19 protein-coding genes are annotated in these 20,351 nt (G+C 36.8%); 12 read left to right on the forward strand and 7 right to left on the reverse strand.

Annotated elements, in window-relative coordinates:
* The first annotated feature begins 250 nt into the window (after positions 1-250).
* The 6 genes from QZ657_RS00955 to QZ657_RS00980 all read left to right on the forward strand — a co-directional run bounded on the left by QZ657_RS00955 (position 251) and on the right by QZ657_RS00980 (position 5,582).
* Positions 251-757: a CAP domain-containing protein gene (locus QZ657_RS00955; RefSeq protein WP_291964377.1), complete on the forward strand. Its 507-nt coding sequence runs from the start codon at positions 251-253 to the stop codon at positions 755-757.
* A 113-nt stretch (positions 758-870) separates the two neighbouring features.
* Positions 871-1,410 (forward strand): 3-hydroxyanthranilate 3,4-dioxygenase, encoded by a 540-nt coding sequence (locus QZ657_RS00960; protein ID WP_276470781.1) that lies wholly within the window; start codon positions 871-873, stop codon positions 1,408-1,410.
* Positions 1,410-1,781 carry a DUF1304 domain-containing protein gene (locus tag QZ657_RS00965; protein ID WP_291964379.1) on the forward strand — a complete coding sequence of 124 codons (372 nt, stop codon included), beginning with the start codon at positions 1,410-1,412 and terminating at the stop codon, positions 1,779-1,781. The genes QZ657_RS00960 and QZ657_RS00965 overlap by 1 nt, the downstream gene beginning before the upstream one ends.
* An 80-nt stretch (positions 1,782-1,861) precedes the next feature.
* Complete coding sequence (locus QZ657_RS00970) at positions 1,862-3,415, forward strand: aldehyde dehydrogenase family protein (RefSeq protein WP_291964381.1); 1,554 nt, start codon at positions 1,862-1,864, stop codon at positions 3,413-3,415.
* Positions 3,416-3,996: 581 nt separating this feature from the next.
* Complete coding sequence (locus QZ657_RS00975; protein ID WP_291964383.1) at positions 3,997-4,905, forward strand: OmpA family protein; 909 nt, start codon at positions 3,997-3,999, stop codon at positions 4,903-4,905.
* Between the two features lie 32 nt (positions 4,906-4,937).
* Entirely contained in the window at positions 4,938-5,582 is a 645-nt protein-coding gene (locus QZ657_RS00980) for a hypothetical protein (protein ID WP_291959664.1), read from the forward strand.
* A 55-nt stretch (positions 5,583-5,637) separates the two neighbouring features.
* Here the strand turns inward: QZ657_RS00980 and QZ657_RS00985 are convergent, their stop codons facing one another.
* The 4 genes from QZ657_RS00985 to QZ657_RS01000 all read right to left on the reverse strand — a co-directional run bounded on the left by QZ657_RS00985 (position 5,638) and on the right by QZ657_RS01000 (position 9,690).
* Positions 5,638-6,636, reverse strand: a complete 999-nt coding sequence (locus tag QZ657_RS00985) for an acyl-ACP desaturase (RefSeq protein WP_276470776.1) — start codon at positions 6,634-6,636, stop codon at positions 5,638-5,640.
* Between the two features lie 65 nt (positions 6,637-6,701).
* Positions 6,702-7,436, reverse strand: a complete 735-nt coding sequence (locus QZ657_RS00990; protein WP_291964385.1) for a metallophosphoesterase family protein — start codon at positions 7,434-7,436, stop codon at positions 6,702-6,704.
* Positions 7,433-8,515, reverse strand: a complete 1,083-nt coding sequence (locus QZ657_RS00995; RefSeq protein ID WP_291964387.1) for a DNA helicase PriA — start codon at positions 8,513-8,515, stop codon at positions 7,433-7,435. The genes QZ657_RS00990 and QZ657_RS00995 overlap by 4 nt, the downstream gene beginning before the upstream one ends.
* 38 nt (positions 8,516-8,553) lie before the next feature.
* Positions 8,554-9,690: an SPFH domain-containing protein gene (locus tag QZ657_RS01000; protein WP_291959669.1), complete on the reverse strand. Its 1,137-nt coding sequence runs from the start codon at positions 9,688-9,690 to the stop codon at positions 8,554-8,556.
* A 183-nt stretch (positions 9,691-9,873) separates the two neighbouring features.
* Between QZ657_RS01000 and QZ657_RS01005 the strand changes: the two genes are divergently transcribed.
* Both QZ657_RS01005 and QZ657_RS01010 read left to right on the forward strand, forming a co-directional pair.
* Positions 9,874-10,818, forward strand: a complete 945-nt coding sequence (locus QZ657_RS01005) for a carbohydrate kinase family protein (protein ID WP_291964390.1) — start codon at positions 9,874-9,876, stop codon at positions 10,816-10,818.
* Positions 10,819-12,756, forward strand: coding sequence for an alpha-amylase family protein (locus QZ657_RS01010; RefSeq protein ID WP_291964391.1), 1,938 nt, complete (start codon positions 10,819-10,821; stop codon positions 12,754-12,756).
* Here the strand turns inward: QZ657_RS01010 and QZ657_RS01015 are convergent.
* From QZ657_RS01015 to QZ657_RS01025, 3 genes are read right to left on the reverse strand one after another with little or no spacing between them, the layout of a single operon-like run.
* A complete protein-coding gene (locus QZ657_RS01015; RefSeq protein ID WP_291964393.1) occupies positions 12,743-13,879 on the reverse strand; it encodes an ATP-binding protein in 1,137 nt (378 codons plus the stop codon). The two genes, QZ657_RS01010 and QZ657_RS01015, sit on opposite strands and share 14 nt — an antisense overlap.
* Before the next feature lie 51 nt (positions 13,880-13,930).
* On the reverse strand, positions 13,931-14,683 hold the full coding sequence (locus tag QZ657_RS01020) for an SDR family NAD(P)-dependent oxidoreductase (RefSeq protein WP_291959677.1): 753 nt from the start codon (positions 14,681-14,683) through the stop codon (positions 13,931-13,933).
* A 12-nt stretch (positions 14,684-14,695) separates the two neighbouring features.
* On the reverse strand, positions 14,696-15,559 hold the full coding sequence (locus QZ657_RS01025; RefSeq protein ID WP_291964395.1) for an aldo/keto reductase: 864 nt from the start codon (positions 15,557-15,559) through the stop codon (positions 14,696-14,698).
* A 171-nt stretch (positions 15,560-15,730) separates the two neighbouring features.
* Between QZ657_RS01025 and QZ657_RS01030 the strand changes: the two genes are divergently transcribed.
* From QZ657_RS01030 to QZ657_RS01045, 4 genes are all read left to right on the forward strand, one after another.
* On the forward strand, positions 15,731-16,732 hold the full coding sequence (locus QZ657_RS01030; RefSeq protein WP_276470767.1) for an AAA family ATPase: 1,002 nt from the start codon (positions 15,731-15,733) through the stop codon (positions 16,730-16,732).
* 86 nt (positions 16,733-16,818) lie between these two features.
* Positions 16,819-17,685 (forward strand): DUF58 domain-containing protein, encoded by an 867-nt coding sequence (locus tag QZ657_RS01035; RefSeq protein WP_276470766.1) that lies wholly within the window; start codon positions 16,819-16,821, stop codon positions 17,683-17,685.
* Positions 17,686-17,690: 5 nt separating this feature from the next.
* The gene (locus tag QZ657_RS01040) at positions 17,691-19,352 is read left to right on the forward strand and encodes a hypothetical protein (RefSeq protein ID WP_291964396.1); all 1,662 of its coding nucleotides are present in this window, start codon (positions 17,691-17,693) and stop codon (positions 19,350-19,352) included.
* A complete protein-coding gene (locus tag QZ657_RS01045) occupies positions 19,353-20,351 on the forward strand; it encodes a vWA domain-containing protein (protein ID WP_291964398.1) in 999 nt (332 codons plus the stop codon).

Genomic DNA, 20,351 nt, shown 5'->3' on the forward strand with positions numbered 1-20,351 from the left:
ATAACTTTTCTACCTATTCAAAGGCTTTTAATAATTATATATAGCTGGAGTATTTTAAATGTAGATGCCGGCAATAAATTATATGAAATGCACTTTTCTACGGTGTAATATTAAATACAATTTAGCGAGAGACCTGAATATCACCATTATGGGTAGCTTAACGAATTTTTAAGACCCTGTGTAGATGATTTAATACTAGCGCTAATCAACAAGACTATTTTTGGCACTCACTAAAAAATAGTTTCCCTACATGAAATCCACCTTCATCTATTCAGCTCTAATTTTAGCCCTTTTATCATCTTGTTCAAAAAACCAAAATTCTACGGATTACGAAGAAAATTCTGAATATATATTAACAAAATACACCCTAGCTTCTTCTAAAAATCATAGCACAATTGAAGCAGAACTTTTTCAATTAATAAATAACTATAGAATAGAACTTGGTTTAAATGAACTGGTTTTTGAAAACGCCACTTACTACTATGCAAGCCTTCATACCAATTATATGATTTCTAAAAAAAACACAAGTCATGATAATTTTAGTAAACGCGCAGAATATATTTCTGAACAATTGGACGCCGATTTTGTGTCTGAAAATGTTGCTCGTAACTATGAAACCATAGAGGATGCTTTTGCTGCATGGTTAAAAAACCCCGGACACAAAAAAAATATTGAAGGCAATTTCATCTATTCGGCAATCAGTATTAATCAAGACAACAACGGGGAGTATTATTTCACGCAAATATTTGTACAATAACAAAATTGATTACTCATTTTCCATATATGCCTTTGCGCTGCAAAGGCATTTTTTATGCTTACCTTTTAGGTGAAAAAGAACCGTTTCTTTAACTTTCACTTAAATTCACAGAAATGAGTATACGAGCACCCTTTAATCTTAATAATTGGATTGAAGAAAACAGAGCTTCACTTAAGCCCCCTGTTGGAAACAAAAATTTATATAAAGATGCCGGCGATTACATTGTTATGATCGTTGCCGGACCAAATGCAAGAAAAGACTATCACTATAACGAAACCGAAGAGCTTTTCTATCAACTTGAAGGAAACATAGAAGTTCATATTCAAGAAGACGGTAAAAAGCGTACCATGCAATTAGGACCTGGAGATATGTATTTGCATCCGGCAAAAGTTCCACATTCCCCGGTTCGCAAAGAAGGCTCTATCGGCTTGGTCATAGAACGTAAGCGTAACCATATGAATGTTGACGACGGTCTTTTATGGTTTTGCGATAATTGCAACCACAAGTTATATGAAGCTTATTTTACCCTTCATGATATTGAAAAAGATTTTTTATCCCATTTTAAACATTTTTATAGCTCAGAAGAATTAAGAACCTGCGATAATTGCGGTACTGTAATGCCAGTTGATGAACGTTTTATAGCTAAAGAATAATGGTAATAGCCACAAAATTAGTTACAGCTCTTGTAGCGTTCATCCATATTTATATTTTTTGGTTTGAAATGTTCGCATGGACCACGACCGGTAGAAAGGTTTTTAGAAATTTTCCGAAAGATTTATTTGAGCCCACAAAATCTATGGCGGCAAACCAAGGGCTGTACAATGGCTTTTTGGCAGCAGGTTTAATTTGGTCTTTTTTCATCACCAATATAGAATGGTCCGCAAATGTTGCACTCTTCTTTTTAAGCTGTGTTGCCATAGCCGGTATATATGGCGCTACCACCGTAAGTAAAAAAATATTCATTGTCCAAAGTGTGCCTGCGCTTATAGGAATTATTCTATGGTGTATTATAAAACTCGCTTAGCTTCAAATTGTTCTTTACAAGGATAAAATTCTTTGTATTTTTGTAACATATCTAACAATAAATACGCAAAAAGTTATAATATGTCAAAAATAGCAACAGATTTCGGAATACATGACGCCTTGAAAGCGTTGGGAATAAAAGATATTAACGAAGGTACCTCAACGGGGACACATCAATTTTCATCTGGCGAAATAATATCATCATACTCACCGGTAGACGGTTCATTAATAGCTAAAGTAAAATCAACTACAGAAGCCGACTATGAAAAAGTAATGTCTACCGCAACCATAGCTTTTAAGGAATGGAGAACAAAGCCTGCTCCGCAACGTGGAGAAATTGTTAGACAATTTGGAGAAAAACTTAGAGAACTAAAAGAACCCCTTGGCAAACTTGTTTCTTATGAAATGGGGAAAAGCTACCAAGAGGGCCTGGGAGAAGTTCAAGAAATGATAGATATTTGTGATTTTGCAGTTGGTCTCTCCCGTCAGTTACATGGTCTTACTATGCATTCAGAAAGACCTGGTCATAGAATGTACGAGCAATATCATCCGTTAGGGGTTGTAGGAATTATATCTGCATTTAATTTTCCTGTTGCCGTTTGGGCATGGAACACGGCACTTGCATGGATCTGTGGGGATGTTTGTGTTTGGAAACCATCGGAAAAAACACCTTTATGCGGAGTAGCTTGTCAAAATATTGCTGCTGAAGTATTTAAGGCAAACAATTTACCGGAAGGTATTTCTTGTTTAATTAATGGGGATTACAACATCGGTGAGTTAATGACACAAGATAAAAGAATACCTTTGGTATCTGCAACGGGATCTATAAGAATGGGTAAAATAGTAGCTCAGGCAGTTGCTGCCCGTCTTGGAAAATCTTTACTGGAGCTTGGCGGTAACAATGCCATTATAGTTACACCGGACGCCGATTTGAAAATGACGGTTATAGGTGCTGTATTCGGTGCCGTGGGCACAGCCGGTCAACGTTGTACTTCTACTAGAAGATTAATCATCCATGAGTCTATGTACGATAAGGTTAAAGATGCCGTTGTTGCCGCTTACCAGCAACTAAGAATAGGTAACCCATTGGATGAAAACAATCATGTTGGTCCATTGATCGATACAGATGCTGTCGCACAATATAACAAAGCATTGGAAAAAGTAGTAGACGAAGGTGGTAAACTTATCGTTGAAGGCGGTGTGTTGGAAGGTGAAGGTTATGAAAGCGGTTGCTATGTAAAACCTGCCATTGCCGAAGCCGAAAACAATTTTGAAATTGTACAGCACGAAACGTTTGCACCTGTACTTTACTTATTAAAATATTCAGGTGATGTAGAAAATGCCATTGCTATTCAAAATGGTGTTGTTCAAGGTCTTTCATCTGCAATTATGACCAATAATTTAAGAGAGGCAGAACGTTTTCTTTCCGCTTGGGGCAGTGATTGCGGTATAGCAAATGTAAACATTGGTACATCAGGAGCTGAAATAGGTGGAGCCTTTGGCGGTGAAAAAGAAACCGGCGGTGGCCGTGAGAGTGGATCGGACGCTTGGAAAGTATATATGAGAAGACAGACAAATACTATTAATTATACTACCGAACTTCCTTTAGCACAAGGAATAAAGTTCGATCTATAATAAGCTCATAATTTTCTTTGCATGTTATGTTCAATACCAGGTCGTTTATGAATTGGTAGTTTCATTTGACCAACTGCCATGAAGCAAAGCCTGTATTCCCAGAATAATGAACATGCAAAGAAAATTAATAATACCTTTTATTTTTTTCTTCATTTTATAGTGTAATTTCCTCTGTATTAAACTAGTAAAAAGTTGCACTTAATTCAACAATTTCTGTACAGGTTTACACAAATATTGTATAGTTGGATTATAAATTCCTTCACTTTAAAGCAAAAAAAATCCTGTCGACCAACGTAAACAGGATTTTTTAACCAACTAACTCAAAACTTGAAATATATCATCAATGCCCAATCTTTGTGGGGAGATGCATATCGTTTCTATACATACGCAAAAATGCAATTAATAGTTGTCGATGTCTACACTTTTTTTACCAACTAACTCAAAGATTGTATAGTTCGTTCAGTATTTTATATATCCGGATTTTACATAATGATTGATTGTAAGGTAATTAGCAGCCAATCTTTTAACATTTTTAAGTTTTTTTTAATAAATTGTGCGCTAAACACTAAACATTTCGTACAATGACAAGAACAATCAAGTATTTATTTTTGATGTTGATCACCATTGTAGTCGGCACCTACTTCTTTATCACCTGTTGCAGCGAATGCGGCGCGGGAGTTACAAGCACAGCGCCTACTACAGAAAAGGAAATCATTAAAGAGCCCTCTGCTACATCTTACCCCTTCGCTATCGACGGTAACGGATTTGCCTATAACACGAATGACAATTATAATTTTAATGTGTCATCCCATAACTTTTTAACTCCACTAAGTGCAGATCTTACCAAAGGGATTACAGGTTTACAAAGTCATTTGTCCTCTAACGCAAATAATGTTATTAACGTTACGGGATATTATACCAGCCAAGAAGAGAACAATACCGCTTTCCCTAATTTGGGTCTTGCAAGAGCCAATTCCATTAAAAACGATTTAGCATCTAAAGGTATTCCTACCGCTCAAATTAATACGCAAGGAAAACTTATGGACGAAATGATACCAAAAGAAGGAACCTATTGGGGTGCAGCATCTTTTGGCCTAGTAGAAAAATCCGCTACCGCAGAAGATGAGTTAAAGGCATTATATGAAAAAATAAATGCTGATCCGTTAATTCTTTACTTCAATACTGCAGAAGCATCAATTCACTTAGATGCCGCTCAGAGACAAAAGGTTGCCGATATTTCTAGATATTTAGATAAAGTTTCTGATGCTACCGCAAGCGTTGTTGGTCATACAGATGCAACTGGTCAAGCAAGCACTAATATGAGACTAGGTCAAGATAGAGCAGAATTTGCCAAAAATTACTTAATGCAAAACGGAATAGCTGCAGACAAAATAATTGCTACGTCTAAAGGACAAACGCAACCAATTGCCACAAATGCCACTGAAGAAGGCAGAGTAAAAAATAGACGAACAGTTATTACATTAAAATAAAACATACACTAATCCTATAAATAAGTAAAATCATGAATTTTGAAAATATGAACATTTGGTGCTGGATAATTCCATTGTTAGTAGGTCTTATCTGCGGTATTTTAGGTTATCTACTTGGTAGCCGTTCTTCTAAGGTAATAGACAACTCTGCTGAAATCAACAGTCTTACCGCCAGTAATACAAAACTGAAAAACGAACTTTCAGAATTAAACAATCTAAAAGCGAGCAATAGTAAATTGAAAGCTGATCTAGAAGCTTGTAACCAAAAAGTAATAGCCGCAAGTAAGGTTGTACCACCGGCTCCTGCCGCGCCAAGCACTAATTTAGGTGCTTCTGCCGCCTCTTTTGCTGCCGGCGCCGCTACCAGTAGCGCTCTAGCTTTTGATGGTTCTGCTGCTAAGGCTGCATTTGGAAAAACAATTAAGCAAGACGATCTAAAACTTGTTGAAGGTATTGGCCCAAAAATTGAAGGAATGTTCAAAGACCACGGTATTAAAACTTGGAAAGAACTTTCTGAGGCCAGCTTGGAAACTTGTCAAAAAATATTGGACACAGGTGGAACACGTTACAAGATTCACGACCCTGCGTCATGGCCTATGCAGGCGAAAATGTGCTACGAAGGCAAGTGGGCAGAACTTGTTAAATGGCAACAAGAACATAAACACGGTAAACTATAGCTTACTGTTTAAAGCAAAAAAAAATCCCGATTATAACTGATCGGGATTTTTTTATTTATAATGCTCCGTTCGCCTCTACCCATTTAAAATGATATTGGTCTTGTGGAAATTTCATTCTTTCTGCAATCCGCTCCAATCTAGATGGTAATTTGATCAAGTAGTCACGAGCCTTTTCAGCTTCCTCGTTCAACGAACGAACAGAATCTATCTCCCAATATGCATTCAGCTTACTTAGAATATCAACATAATCTTGTGCCGTATATACACCTAAACGCTGTGCACAGTTAGAGAAGTTCTCAAAAGCAGAACCAATTGTACCACCAGACTCACGTAAAAAATGTGCCGGCATTACAATCTTCTTCTTCATCATATCTGCAAATGCTATCATCATACCAGATGGATCTTCACCTAAAATAGTCTTCACGAATTCTCTGTACGCCAAATGGTGTCTCATTTCATCACCGGCAATTATAGTACACATTTTACCTAATAAGGCATTTCCTTTTTTCTTCGCCATTTGCCCCACACGCTTGTGCGATATATTGGTAGCTAATTCTTGAAAAGAAGTATACACAAAGTTTTTATATGGATCACGATCTGTACCTATGTCAAAACCATCAGAGATTAAATGTTGGGTCGTAATTTCAATTTCCCTCATATTTACCCTTCCAGATAAGTAAAGGTATTTGTTCAAAACATCTCCATGTCTATTTTCCTCAGCTGTCCAAGCACGCACCCACTTAGCCCAACCATTTGTTTTATGATCACCATGCTGGTCTATACCAACAACGTCCATTAACCAAGATTCATAAGTTGGTAACGCTTCTTCGGTAATGGTATCTGCTACCATGGTCACCCAGAAATCATAACCTAATTCCTTAGACTCTTCACGTATATCTTTTACCTCTTCTAAAAAAGTGTCTTTCTCAGAATCTGGCAGAAAATCTGTAGGTTGCCATATATCCTCTGGTTTTATAAGGAAAGACTCCATAAAACTTTCTACTTTAGGCTCTAAGGCCTGCATCACTTCTAATCTTATATTTTTAGTAGACATATTTTTAATTTCTATTAAAGATTGTCAATAAAGCAATCTGTTTTTCAGTAAAGTTAACGGTTTTCTTAGTTTCTGCCCGTTTCATTAGGATAAAAGGTATAAACTGGATCACTTTGCCAATATTCTTTGGAACTGGCATTAAATACAGTTAACGGTCCTTTAAAGGCCGCACCTGTATCTATGTTCCACACATTGGCGGCTTTTTGCGGTGTTGTTTTCCCTATACGCGTAACAGGAGTATGGCCAATATAAATTTCAGAATAATTTTTTAATCGCTTTGGATAATGAATATGCCCTTCATCTAAATCTGTATTCAATGAAAGCGCCAATTCCCACAACGTACGATCCCAATAGAACGTCTTTTTAAAATATTCATGCTCAATACCCTTTAAGTTGGTAAACCCTGCATGCAAGAACAATCTGTTCTCCGAATCTAAATAATAATTCTCCAAGCTTTCATAAAACTTAAGATGCATTTCTTTAGTTTCTTTAGAAGCTTTACCGTATGAATTTGAAGTTGCTTCACCTCCATGCATAAACCATGTTGGGTTGTCTGCCTTACCCGTCAACCATTCATAACAAAGTTCATCATGGTTGCCTCTTAAATATATACAGTTGTAGCTTTCTTTTAATTTTATGAGGTAGTTTACTGTTTCCACAGCTTCGCTCCATCCATCTATATAATCACCCAAAAAAATTATAGTATCATCTTTGATTATAGCAGCTTTTTCAAGTACTTGTTTTAAAGCTTGTAACCCTGAATGAATATCACCTACTACCAGTGTTCTATTTGTACTCATTTAGCAAAAATCGCAATTATGGTTATCATAGCAAGAATAAATATCACTAAAAAAAAGATTTTCCAGAATGAATAAGGCCTGTTACCGCTTAATACCCCTGTTTGCCCATTTATATAAAAACTAAACTCTTTACCATCATACCTATATGAACTTATATAGATAGGAAGTAAAATATGCTTGAATTTTTCATTTGACAGTTTTATATCTGCATTAGCTACCCTTTGGGTATCACCACCAATATCACGTCTAATCCAATTGTAAGCTATATTCTTGGCTTCTTGAAATGACTTATGATGACCTTCCTTTAAGGAAACCGTATACTTTTCAGTCACAAAACCAGATAGATATTTGGAATTAAAGACCACTAAATCTTTTAAATTCCAAAAGGCGACCTTAGACGGAATTTCTTTTCGTTTTTTTTCTGATGCACTTATTAAAATATCATCTACAAAACCATCTACCCTGCCCGATGCATACGTCCACCTTGTCTTTCTAACACGTCTGGTTTTTCTTGCCTTGTTGCTGTTATAGCTTTGTGTCTCGTAATAATAATCGCCTCGTTGACCTTGGTAAGAGGCAAAGAGATTGGCATCGAACGTCCAATAAGGTATATACAACCCATGCAACCCTTCTGGATCTAAAGCCGCTTTTTTAAGATTATCCGGTGCAAACCAAATTTTATCTACCCAAGCTTTAAATATTGATTGTGCCTTATTAGTATCAAATTGAAACGGAACTAGCGCCCCAGGCAATATCCAACCTTCTTTTTCAATATCTTCTCGTATTAAAGGCTCGCTACAATATACACAGTTAAGCGATTTATAGTTCTCCTCTACATGCTGATTGGCTCCGCAATTTTTACAATGCAACAGGTCTATTGTTTCAGTATACGCATTTTCACCAACAATTTTCAAGTAATGCTCTAGTTCTAGTTCTTCAAAATTAGTCTTAGATTGCTCAATAAACTCTTCATAACCACAGTACTCACATGTCAATTGATTGGATCCGGGCTTAAATTTTAGCTCGGCACCACAATTGGCACATGCCTTTTTATATTCTGATTTTTGAATATCGTCCATAGAAAGTATCCCTTATCTTAGAAAGGTTTTGCTTAAAATTATGCTGTTGGCAATGGCGGTGGTGTATTACCTCCCAAGAAAGATTTTAGCTCTTCTACCTCTTTTAAGGCAGCCCAGCTTGCCATACCTTGTTTCCAGATCAACGAATCTCTGTTAACGGTTCTACTGGCGAACAATTCTTTAAGCTTATCAAAAGTAACAGGTCCCAATTGCTGACCGTTTACGGCATAAAAATAAGTTGTTTGTGCAGGTATCGGCGGTGGCGCTTGAGGCTGTTGTGTAGTTTGACCGCCCATGGGTTGTGCCGCAGGCTGCCCCATTAAACCGCCCATTTGTTGTGCCAATACAAAGCCCATGCCCATGCCCATACCGGCCCCGGCGGTGCCACCTTCATTCTTGGCAGCTAACTCCATTGCTTTGGCCGCTTTAAACTGTGCCAGTTTGCCCATGTCCAATTTATCCAATCGGCTGTATTCAAATATTTCCTTTTTAAGCTCTTCTGGCATTGATACATTTTCAATGTAGAATTTCTCTAGTTCTATACCTACCCTATTAAACTCTGGCTGCATTACTTCTTGGCAGGTTTCAGATAGCTCGCTTGTATTTGCAGCATATAACTCAATGGGCAAATTGGCTTCACCTATTGTATCTGTAAAACGTGTTACTATTAAGCTTTTTAAATGTTCATTTACTTCATAGCTTGTAAAATTACCATCTGTACCCACTACATCTACAACGAACTTTCCCGGGTCATTGACTCTAAAACTATACGTTCCAAAAGCCCGAATTTCTACCAAACCAAATCGGTCATCACTTAACATGAACGGATTTTTAGTGCCCCATTTTTCATCTGTGAACAAACGGGTGTTCACAAAATATACCTCTGCCTTGAACGGACTATCAAATCCGTATTTCCAACCTTTTAACGTTGTTAAGATTGGCAAGTTTTGCGTATTTAAAGTATATGTACCTGGTTTAAAAACATCCGCCAACTGACCTTCATTGATAAAGACCGCCGTTTGCCCTTCTCTAACGATCAATTGTGCATTGTTCTTAATTTCATTTTGATAACGCTCAAATCTATGTACAATAGTATCGTTTGTGGTATCTAGCCATTCAACAATGTCAATAAACTCGTGGCTCAGTTTTTTCTTAATTTCATCAAAAATGCTCATGGTCAATATGTGTTTTAAAATGTGTTATTCAAGATATGCAATTCAATAACAGACCCAAAATACCCAGGTCATTAATTCATAAAAATAATATGACTTCAACCGTAATTTAATATTTACTTAAGATTTTTTAGGAAATAGGTGTTTTTTCTAATTAACTTAGACTTCCTAATTTTTTTTAAACGTATGAAAAAAGTATTCTGTATAGGGGAATTGCTGATTGATTTTGTGGCCGAAAACCAGGGCAAAGATTTATCCAAGGCAAAAGAATTTTCTAAAAAAGCAGGTGGTGCACCGGCCAATGTAGCCTGCGCAATTAGCAAACTTGGCGGCGACAGCTTTTTTATCGGAGCAGTTGGCGACGATCCTTTTGGTACTTTTCTACGAAGTATACTTGAAAATGAAGGAGTAGACATTTCTTTAGCTCAAAAATGCGATACGTTTACAACTTTAGCATTTGTCTCTATTGATGACGATGGGGAACGTGATTTTGTTTTTAGCCGTGGTGCGGATAAGGAACTAACCTATGACTCATCCTTAAAATCTAATTTTGAAAATAACATTTTGCACTTTGGCGCTGCAACGGCTCTTTTGGGCGGTTCTTTAGAGGAGACCTACAACAGGTATTTGTTTGATGGGCTGACCAAAAATGCATTCATTAGTTTTGATCCAAATTATAGAGTTGATCTTTGGAAGAACAAAGAAGATGTTTTCATTCGTAAATGTCATTCTTTCATAGAGAAATCTCATTTATGTAAATTTAGCCTAGAGGAAGCACAACTGCTTTCAGGAAAAAGTGAACTTGAAGATGCCTGTAAATTTTTTCATGAAATGGGCACACAAATTATAGTGGTTACCTTAGGTAGCGAGGGTACACTGCTAAGTACAAAAGATATTTACAAAACTATACCTAGCATAAAAGTTACGCCTAAAGATACCACCGGTGCCGGCGATGCTTTTATAGGCTGTCTTTTACAACAACTTGCAGAACATTCTAAAATAGAAGATGTTCTGGTCAACGAAAATCTTATCTCTAACATGGTTTCAAGAGCCAATAAGGCCGGTGCCATTACAACAGAAAATTTTGGAGCTATACAATCGTTACCTACAGCGCAACAATTAGACTCTTAAATGAACCAGGCTGAATTACACCGGTTGTTGACGGCAAAAAGTCAAGAAAGAAAAGGTAACATACTTTTATCATCTTATGAACAAAGATTGGCCGTCAATCTTTCACTCATTAAAACACAGTTTTTTTCATTATATCAAGAGAAAGAGCATAAAGCCTTTTTCTACACCCTATTAGATAAATTGGAAACGCTATATAATGACCGTCCAAAAGACCTACAAAATCAAGATATTGCACGCTTAAATTCCGGCAACTGGTACCAAAGCGAACAAATGACCGGTATGCAACTGTATGTAGATAGGTTCAATAAAAACATAAAGGGACTACAAGAGAAGATACCTTATTTAGAGGATCTAGGTATTAACTTTTTACATTTAATGCCTATAACCACAAGACCAAAAGGCGAAAATGATGGCGGCTATGCAGTGAACAGTTATCATGACATTGACCCTGAATACGGTACAAAAGAAGATTTTTTGGCCTTTAGCAAAAAGGCACGTGAAAAAAATATGTTCTTAATGTTAGATTTTGTTGTCAACCATACCTCAGATGAGTTTATATGGGCCAAGAAAGCAAAAGAAGGCAGTCAGCACTATCAAAATTACTATTACACCTATTCTGATCGGCATATACCAGATGAGTTTGAAAAAACGCTTCCTGAAATATTTCCCCAATCGGCACCAGGTAACTTTTCCTATAATAATGATATGGAAAAATGGGTGATGACCTGTTTTAACACCTATCAGTGGGATTTAAATTATAGGAACCCGGAAGTTTTCATTGAAATGCTTGGCAATTTAATGTCGTTGGCCAATTTGGGCGTAGATGTTATCCGTTTTGATGCTCTAGCCTTTCTATGGAAAAAAATAGGTACATCTTCTCAAAATCTACCCGAAGCGCACACATTGATTTCACTTTTTAGAATGTGCCTACAGGTTATTGCACCCGGGGTTATTCTTTTGGCCGAAGCTATTGTGGCACCAAGAAATATCATTAAATATTTTGGAGAAGGCGCGGCAGAAGGTAATGAATGTGAGGTTGCATATAATGCTTCCTTAATGGCCCTATTATGGAATTCTATTGCTACTAAGAAAGCATCGTTGATGGTTAAAAGTGTTACCGAAATTCCCACAAAACCTAGTGATGCCACTTGGATCAATTATATTCGTTGCCATGATGATATCGGTCTTGGTTATGAAGATGATATTGTACGGGCTACGGGCTACGACCCTTACGCACACAAGCAGTTTATCTTAAACTATTATTGTGGCAAACTTGAGTGGTCTCCCGCCAAGGGCCTAATGTTCATGTACAATCCTAAAAACGGCGATGGCAGAATTACGGGTAGCGCCGCTTCTTTACTTGGGTTAGAAACAGCCTTAGAACAAAATAACAAGAATATCATTGATTACGCTATTTGTAAAATTTTAATGCTGCATGGCATTATTCTTACTTACGGAGGAATTCCCATGATATATGCCGGCGACGAAATTGCAACCTTAAACGACTATTCTTACCAACAAAATGAAGATCAAGTAAACGATAACCGTTGGGTAAACAGACCAATGCAAAATTGGAAGACCGTAACTTCACTGAACAAACAAAAAGACAAGCCATCTAGCATTATACATAACGGACTAAAAAAAATGATCCGCTTACGAAAGGATCACAGTGTATTTGCCGATACAAACAATATAAAGGTTTTTAGCTGCCCCAACGAGCATATATTTGTTTATCAAAGAATAGATGAGAATAAAAGTATTTGGGTATTGTCCAATTTTAACGAAGTCACAGAAACTTTAAATATAGGTTGGTTACTTTCTATAGGTATTCATACAGATAAAAATACTGTTGATCTTCTTACAGGAGAACCAATTCACTTAATACAAAACGAGCTTCCGCTAAAGCCTTACGAGCAACTTTGGATCAAGAATATTTAACCTTCCTAATTACGCGAAGCGCTTCTTTCAAAGAAGCATTTATATCCGGATAATTAGGCTTCAATACTTGCCTCGCTTTTTCCATTCGTTCTTTTGCTTCTTCAAAACCATTTAGAAAACATATTAAATAAGAATCTGCCAAATATTTTAATTGTTTTACCTCTAGTATGCTCAATTCAGTTGTCTTTTTTGCCTTTGCCACTAAAGCATTATTTCCCTCATATATTCTTTCCAGCTCTTCTTTATCATGCACGGGAGGTTTAAAAAGTAGATCGCTAGTAATCTGATAGGTGCCGTTTTCACTAAAATATATTACCACTTTTTCTAAAGGATAATACCGCTGCTTTGCTGCCAGACCAAGCTGTACATATTCAATGGTAGTAAATGAATCATTGTCATAGGTTATAGTTACTTCATCTAGATTGGAATAGAACAATTTTACCTGCTCATTGATCAATTCAATATCTACCCTATAAAAATAGGTTTCTCCATTGACCACTTTTTTATTACCTGCCCAACATACTACAAACTGTTCTTTAAATACTTTATAATCGCTCTCTAAATCTTTATGCCTGTGGTTTATAAAGTCGATAACACCGTCCAAAGTCAGCTCAATATTGTTTTTAGCATGTTGTTCAATAGTAGCAACAGCTTCTGAATTGGTATCTTTTAATTCAATATCGAATACTCTTGGCAAACTAATACTGCCTTCCCTAAAGAACACGGAACCGCCATAATATTTCCAAATGTTCTTTCTCAAAGAGCAGATTTTTCCAATAGATTTTATGGTGACCAAACCTACTACCTTACCTTCCGGTAAATGCGGAAAGGGTATGTTCTCGTAAGATATAAGCGGTGGGTTTTCTAGATAGGCATTTACCAAATTCTGAATCTTACTGTCATCAAAAAAGTCAACGCCTACTATTTTATTGTCCTCATCTTCAACACCAATTACTATGAAAGAATTATTAGCGGGATTGCTATTTGCCAATGCACAAACATGCTTCAAAAATTTACCTTTACCTTCTTTTTCGCCTATAGAAATAAATCGCTTTTTATCGTAAAAACTATTCTCGTCATTATGCGCAAGCAAGTTTTTTACCAAAAGGCGTTTATTGATCATTATTTTAAATTTTAGCTTTCAAAGAAGGTATTCTAAATTCTTTTCATAGCATTAATTTTTATCTACAATAGTTGAAGATGCCTGCGCCGTTGGCATTACTACCAAATCGGCAATATTAACATGATACGGTCTTGTGACTACAAAATGAATAATATCAGCAATATCTTCTGGTTTTAAAGGTTGAAAACCGGTATAAACCTTATCCGCCCTATCTTCATCTCCCTTAAAACGCACATTACTGAACTCAGTTTCCACCAATCCCGGATTTACGGCACCAACCCGTACACCCGTACCATTAAGGTCTATCCTCATTCCTTGGTTAATGGCATCCACAGCATGTTTGCTTGCACAATACACATTTCCTTTTGGATATACCTCTTTGCCAGCGGTAGATCCTATATTGATAATATGGCCCGACCCACGTGCCACCATTTGCGGAATTATCGCTTTTGAAACATATAACAAGCCTTTAACGTTAATGTCCAACATGGCGTCCCAATCATCAATGCTTCCCTCTTGTATGACATCCATTCCATGGGCATTGCCGGCGTTATTTATTAGAATATCTATCTGTGAAAACTCTTTTGGCAGCGAATTCACCGCTTCTTGAACAGACTCCCTATTACGAATATCAAAATTCAAGGTATGTACCAGAACCTCTTTACCAAGTTCTTTTTTAAGGGCATCTAGCCGATCTTGGCGTCTTCCGCACAAAATCAAATTTATTCCGTTAAGGGCAAAATGAATAGCCGTTGACTTTCCTATACCGCTAGTAGCTCCTGTAATAAACGCTGTTTTTGTCATTTTATATTTTAATTATGCCACTTCATGACCTTCGTTAGCCTCTAATAAAATAAACCAATCTTGTATATCCATATCAATGGAAACGGCATCCATTGCCATTTTTAATCGTTTTGGAGTTGCCGTACCCACTACAGGATGAATTTTAGATGGGTGTTTTAAAATCCAAGCCAACAACAGTTGATCTTCTGTGGCGTTGTATTTTTCGGTAAAATCTGCCAAAACCTTTTTGACCCGTGTATTTGCCTGAGATTCTTCCCTAAAATAACTGCCTAGCGGACTCCAGCTCATGGCCAGGCGGTCAAATGCAACGCAGTCATCCAAAGTACCGTTGCTCATTACTTCATTTGCAGAAAGTGAAAACTCTACTTGGTTTGCCTCTACCTGTATCTCCTTTTCTATTAACTGAATTTGTGCTGGCGTAAAGTTTGACACTCCAAATTGTCTGATCTTACCATCCTGCTTCAATTTATCTACAGCTTCTGCAATTTCCGATGGATTCATCAAAGGACTTGGTCTGTGCAGCAGCAATAAATCTAAATGATCCGTTTGTAGCTTTTTTAACGAGCGTTCAACAGATGATATAATATATGCTGTACTATAGTCATAATGCTTAACCCTGTTCGATCGTTCTTTTACATAAAACTGTATACCGCATTTGCTGATCAATTGAATATCCTCCCTTTTAATTGAACTCTCTTTCAAGGCCTTGCCAAAATCCTCTTCAGTAGTATAGTCGCCATAAATATCGGCATGGTCGAAAGTAGTAATTCTATGATCTATGCAATGATTCATAAGTGATATCATATCTTTGGTAGAATGCTGTTTGCCCCATTTGCCCCAGGTCATAGTACCTGCAATTATTCTAGAATATTTCAATATATTGTATTTTGATTAATGAAATTAAAAAGAAATCCCTTAAAACGTTCATAAAAATAAGGGGTTTTCCAATTTTTTAACCTATCATTAACAGCGACTGAGTGAATAAATTTTCAATTTGCGTAACTGTTAAAATTAGAAACCTTAACAATCAATAATATATAGTTTTAAATGGAAGAAAATACTTCAATTGATATTAGTGCCGTTAATGAAAAAATAGCAAAAGAAAGCGCTTTTATCGATTTACTGATGCTTGAAATGAATAAAGTGATCGTTGGCCAAAAATATATGGTTGAACGGTTATTGATCGGACTTTTAGGCCAAGGGCATATATTGCTTGAAGGTGTACCCGGCTTGGCAAAGACCTTAGCGATAAACACTCTTTCAAAAGCTGTTAAAGGTAGTTTTAGTAGAATTCAGTTTACTCCAGATTTACTTCCGGCAGATGTGGTAGGTACATTGATCTACAATATGAAACTGAACGATTTCTCCATTAAGAAAGGTCCTATTTTTGCAAACTTTGTTCTTGCAGATGAAATTAACCGTGCTCCTGCCAAGGTACAATCTGCATTATTAGAGGCCATGCAAGAAAAGCAAGTGACCATTGGTGATGAAACTTTTATTCTTGACAAACCCTTTTTGGTGATGGCTACCCAAAACCCGGTAGAGCAAGAAGGAACCTACCCGTTACCCGAAGCACAGGTGGATCGTTTTATGCTGAAGACGGTTATTGATTATCCTAAAATTAACGAAGAACAGTTGATTATGCGCCAAAATTTAAAAGGCAGCTATGAAACTGTAAACGCCGTGGTATCCATAGACCAAATACTTAGCGCACAAAAAGCGGTTCGTGAAGTGTACATGGACGAAAAAATTGAAAAATACATTCTTGATATTGTATTTGCCACAAGATATCCAGAGAAATATAACTTAGAAAGCTTAAAGCCGTTAATCAGTTTTGGTGCATCTCCAAGAGGTAGCATCAACCTTGGTACCGCAGCAAAATGTTATGCTTTTATAAAAAGAAGGGGTTACGTTGTACCTGAAGATGTACGTGCCGTGGTATTAGATGTTCTTAGACACAGAATAGGCATTACTTACGAGGCAGAAGCAGAAAACATTACTTCTGTTGATATCATCAATAAAATTGTAAACGAGATAGAAGTACCTTAATACAGTTGCCATATTCGGAAATCCAATTATTGTATGGAAGAATATAAGATTACTGCTAACGGAGACTGTAAACTGTTTACTAAAAAATGGACACCAAAGAGCTACTCAAAAAAGTACGGAAAATTGAAATAAAGACAAGGCGTCTTTCTGACCACATATTTGGCGGGGAATATCACTCTACCTTTAAAGGTCGTGGTATGACTTTTAGTGAAGTGCGCCAGTATCAATTTGGTGATGATGTAAGAAATATTGATTGGAATGTTACCGCACGTTACAACGAGCCTTACATAAAAGTATTTGAAGAGGAACGAGAACTTACCATGATGTTGATGGTGGACATTAGTGGATCTGAACTATTTGGCACTACCAACCAATTTAAGAACGAGATCGTTACAGAAATATCCGCAACGTTAGCTTTTAGCGCATTGCAAAACAATGACAAAGTCGGTGTTATTCTGTTCTCTGACCAAATTGAACTTTTTATTCCGCCTAAAAAAGGAAAGACCCACGTTCTCCGTATCATTAGGGAGTTATTGGAGTTTAAACCAAAAAGCAATAGAACGGATATTGCCCAGGCCATGAAATTCTTAAGCAGTGTCATGAAGAAAAAAGCCATTGTTTTTGTTCTTTCTGATTTTATAGACGACAATTACGAAAAAACGTTAAAAATTACTGGTAGCAAGCATGATGTAACAGGTATTAGAGTTTATGACGAACGTGAAGAGTCTATACCTAACTTGGGCATGGTGCAAGTAGAAGATGTTGAAACCGGAAAATTGCAATTGGTAAATACAAATTCTAAAAAAGTTCGTAACTCCTATGCGGAATATCACAGAGAGCGTGTTACCTATTTCAAGGAGTCTTTTACAAAATCTGGATGCGGTGTACTAGACTGCAGGGTAGATGAAAGCTATGTAAAAAAATTATTGGGCTATTTTAAAAGAAGAGGTTGATACGAATGAGTTATACTAATAGAGCAAATAAAATAGGTGTATCGTACATTTTACGTATTATACCGGTATTCATACTTCTATTATGGGGCTCTAACATGAGCGCTCAAGAAAGTCCGCGAATATCCACTGAGGTAGATACTACCTTTATTAAAATTGGTGAACAGATACAATGGAAAGTGACCGTAGATATAGACCCTACGGATTTTGTTATTTTTCCTGAAGGACAAACCTTTTCTCCTCTAGAAACGGTGGAGGCCTTTGCAACGGATACCACTAGAAATAAAGATCGGCTTACACTTCAAAAAATATATGCTTTAACCCAATTTGATTCTGGCGCCTATAAACTGCCTTCTCAGCGTATTGACATTAACGGCACTGGTTTTATGACCGATTCTTCTTTGATCAATGTAGCTACGGTTCCTGTAGATACCTTGAATCAGAAAATGTATGACATTAAACCGTTGATCAATGTTGAAAAAAGTAATTATACTTTTTGGAAATACATGCTTATAGGTCTGTTAATCTTATTAATTCTTGGCTTTTTACTTTATTGGTTCGTCTTCCGTAAAAAACCACTTAGCGAAGAAGAAAAGGTTGCACTCTTACCACCATATGACAGGGCTTTACTAGAATTGAAGCGATTAGAAAATTCTAGATACCTAATACAGGACGAATACAAAGAATACTATTCTGAACTAACTACAATTGTACGTTCTTACCTTGAAGAAGATGCCAATGTAACCGCTCTGGAAAGTACCACCGGTCAATTGATCGAAAAATTAGAACTACTAAAAGATGCCGGCGAACTGAATTTGGATAACGATACCATAAAACAATTTCAACAAATATTACAAACGGCAGATTTAGTGAAATTTGCCAAGAACAAACCTTCTACCGCTGTTGCCGAACAAGATAGAAAGCTGGTTGAACAGATTGTTGAAAAAACTCATGAAGCCCTCCCGGAACCAACGCAGGAAGAGCTATTAGAGCAAGCCGAATACCAAGAAGAACTTGAACGTAAGGCAAAAAAGAAAAAAATTAAAATAGCGGTTATTTCTACCGTTGCGTTAGTACTTATTGGAATAACGATTGCAGGTATTAAATTCGGATTCGGTTATTTAAAGGATACCGTTTTGGGCCATCCAACAAAAGAGCTTTTAGAAGAAGAATGGGTACGGAGTAGTTATGGTTTTCCGCCAATACAATTAGAGACCCCACAAGTGCTGGTACGCCAAAAGATAAAATTACCGGCAGAAGCAAAAGCTGCCATAGCTGATATTCAAGCTTTTGAATATAGAAGTCCAATTGCACTTTTTAACATTGGTACTACCAGCATCACTTTGGCACAACAAGATGTTGAACCAGAATTTGATAAGACCATTGAACGAATACTATCAAATTTTGAAAGTCAGGGAGCAAAGAACATCATTACCAAACAAGAGGAATTCAATACAATTAGCGGGGTAGAAGGTGTTAAAATTTTTGGTAGCGGTAAATTTCCTATGCCCGGATCGGAAGAACTAATTGATGGCGAATATGCGGTGTTACTTTTTGGCGGAAAAGGCTTTCAACAATATGTAATATTAACCTGGCTAGAAGAAGATACATACGCACAAGAAATAGTAGACCGCATCTTATCATCGGTAGAAGTAAAAACAGAAGCATAAATGTTAGAGAATATATCATTTGCAAACCCTGATTTCTTTTGGCTGTTCTTATTACTGCCATTGGCAATTTTGTGGTATATCTTTAAGCAAAAAGAGCAAAACGCATCATTACGTATATCTAGCACAAAAGGTTTTAGCTACAGTAGCATTTTACCCAAGTTCAAACCCGCATTGTTCATATTACGCTTATTGGCCTTGAGTGCTATTATAGTAGCTCTTGCAAGACCACAGACAGAAGATATCTCTACCCGTTCAAAGACTACAAAAGGTATAGATATTGTCATGGCAATAGATGTGTCTTCCAGTATGTTGGCAAGAGACCTAAAACCAAATAGGTTGGCCGCACTTAAAGATGTTGCCGCAGATTTTATAAAAAATAGGCCCAACGACCGTATAGGTATTGTTGCATATGCCGGTGAAGGATATACCAAAACACCTATTACCACAGATAAAGCCATTGTACTGAACGCACTCTCAGAAATTTCATATGGCCAATTAGATGACGGTACGGCAATTGGTATGGGGCTGGCAACTTCCGTGAACCGTTTAAAGGATAGCAAGGCAAAAAGTAAAATTATCATATTGCTGACCGACGGGGTCAACAATTCCGGTTTTATAGAACCACAAACAGCATCTGACCTAGCCCTTGAATTTGGTATTAAAACATACACCATTGGTTTAGGTACAAATGGAAATGCACTTTCACCAGTTTCGTATAATGCCGATGGCTCTTTCAGATTTGGAATGCGTCAGGTAGAAATAGATGAAGAACTACTTAAAGATATAGCCAGTACCACCGGAGGAAGATATTTTAGAGCAACCGATAACGAATCTCTAGAAGAAATCTATGACGAAATCAATAAACTGGAAAAAACCGAGGTAGAAGAATTCAAATACTACCGCTACGAGGAAAAATTTAGAATTTGGGTATTATTAGCAGGAGGTTTGCTTTTGTTAGAATGGATTTTAAGAAATACGCTTTTTAGAAGCTTTGTTTAA

The sequence above is a fragment of the Maribacter sp. genome (assembly GCA_020629415.1).
GTDB classification, from domain to species: domain Bacteria; phylum Bacteroidota; class Bacteroidia; order Flavobacteriales; family Flavobacteriaceae; genus Maribacter; species Maribacter huludaoensis.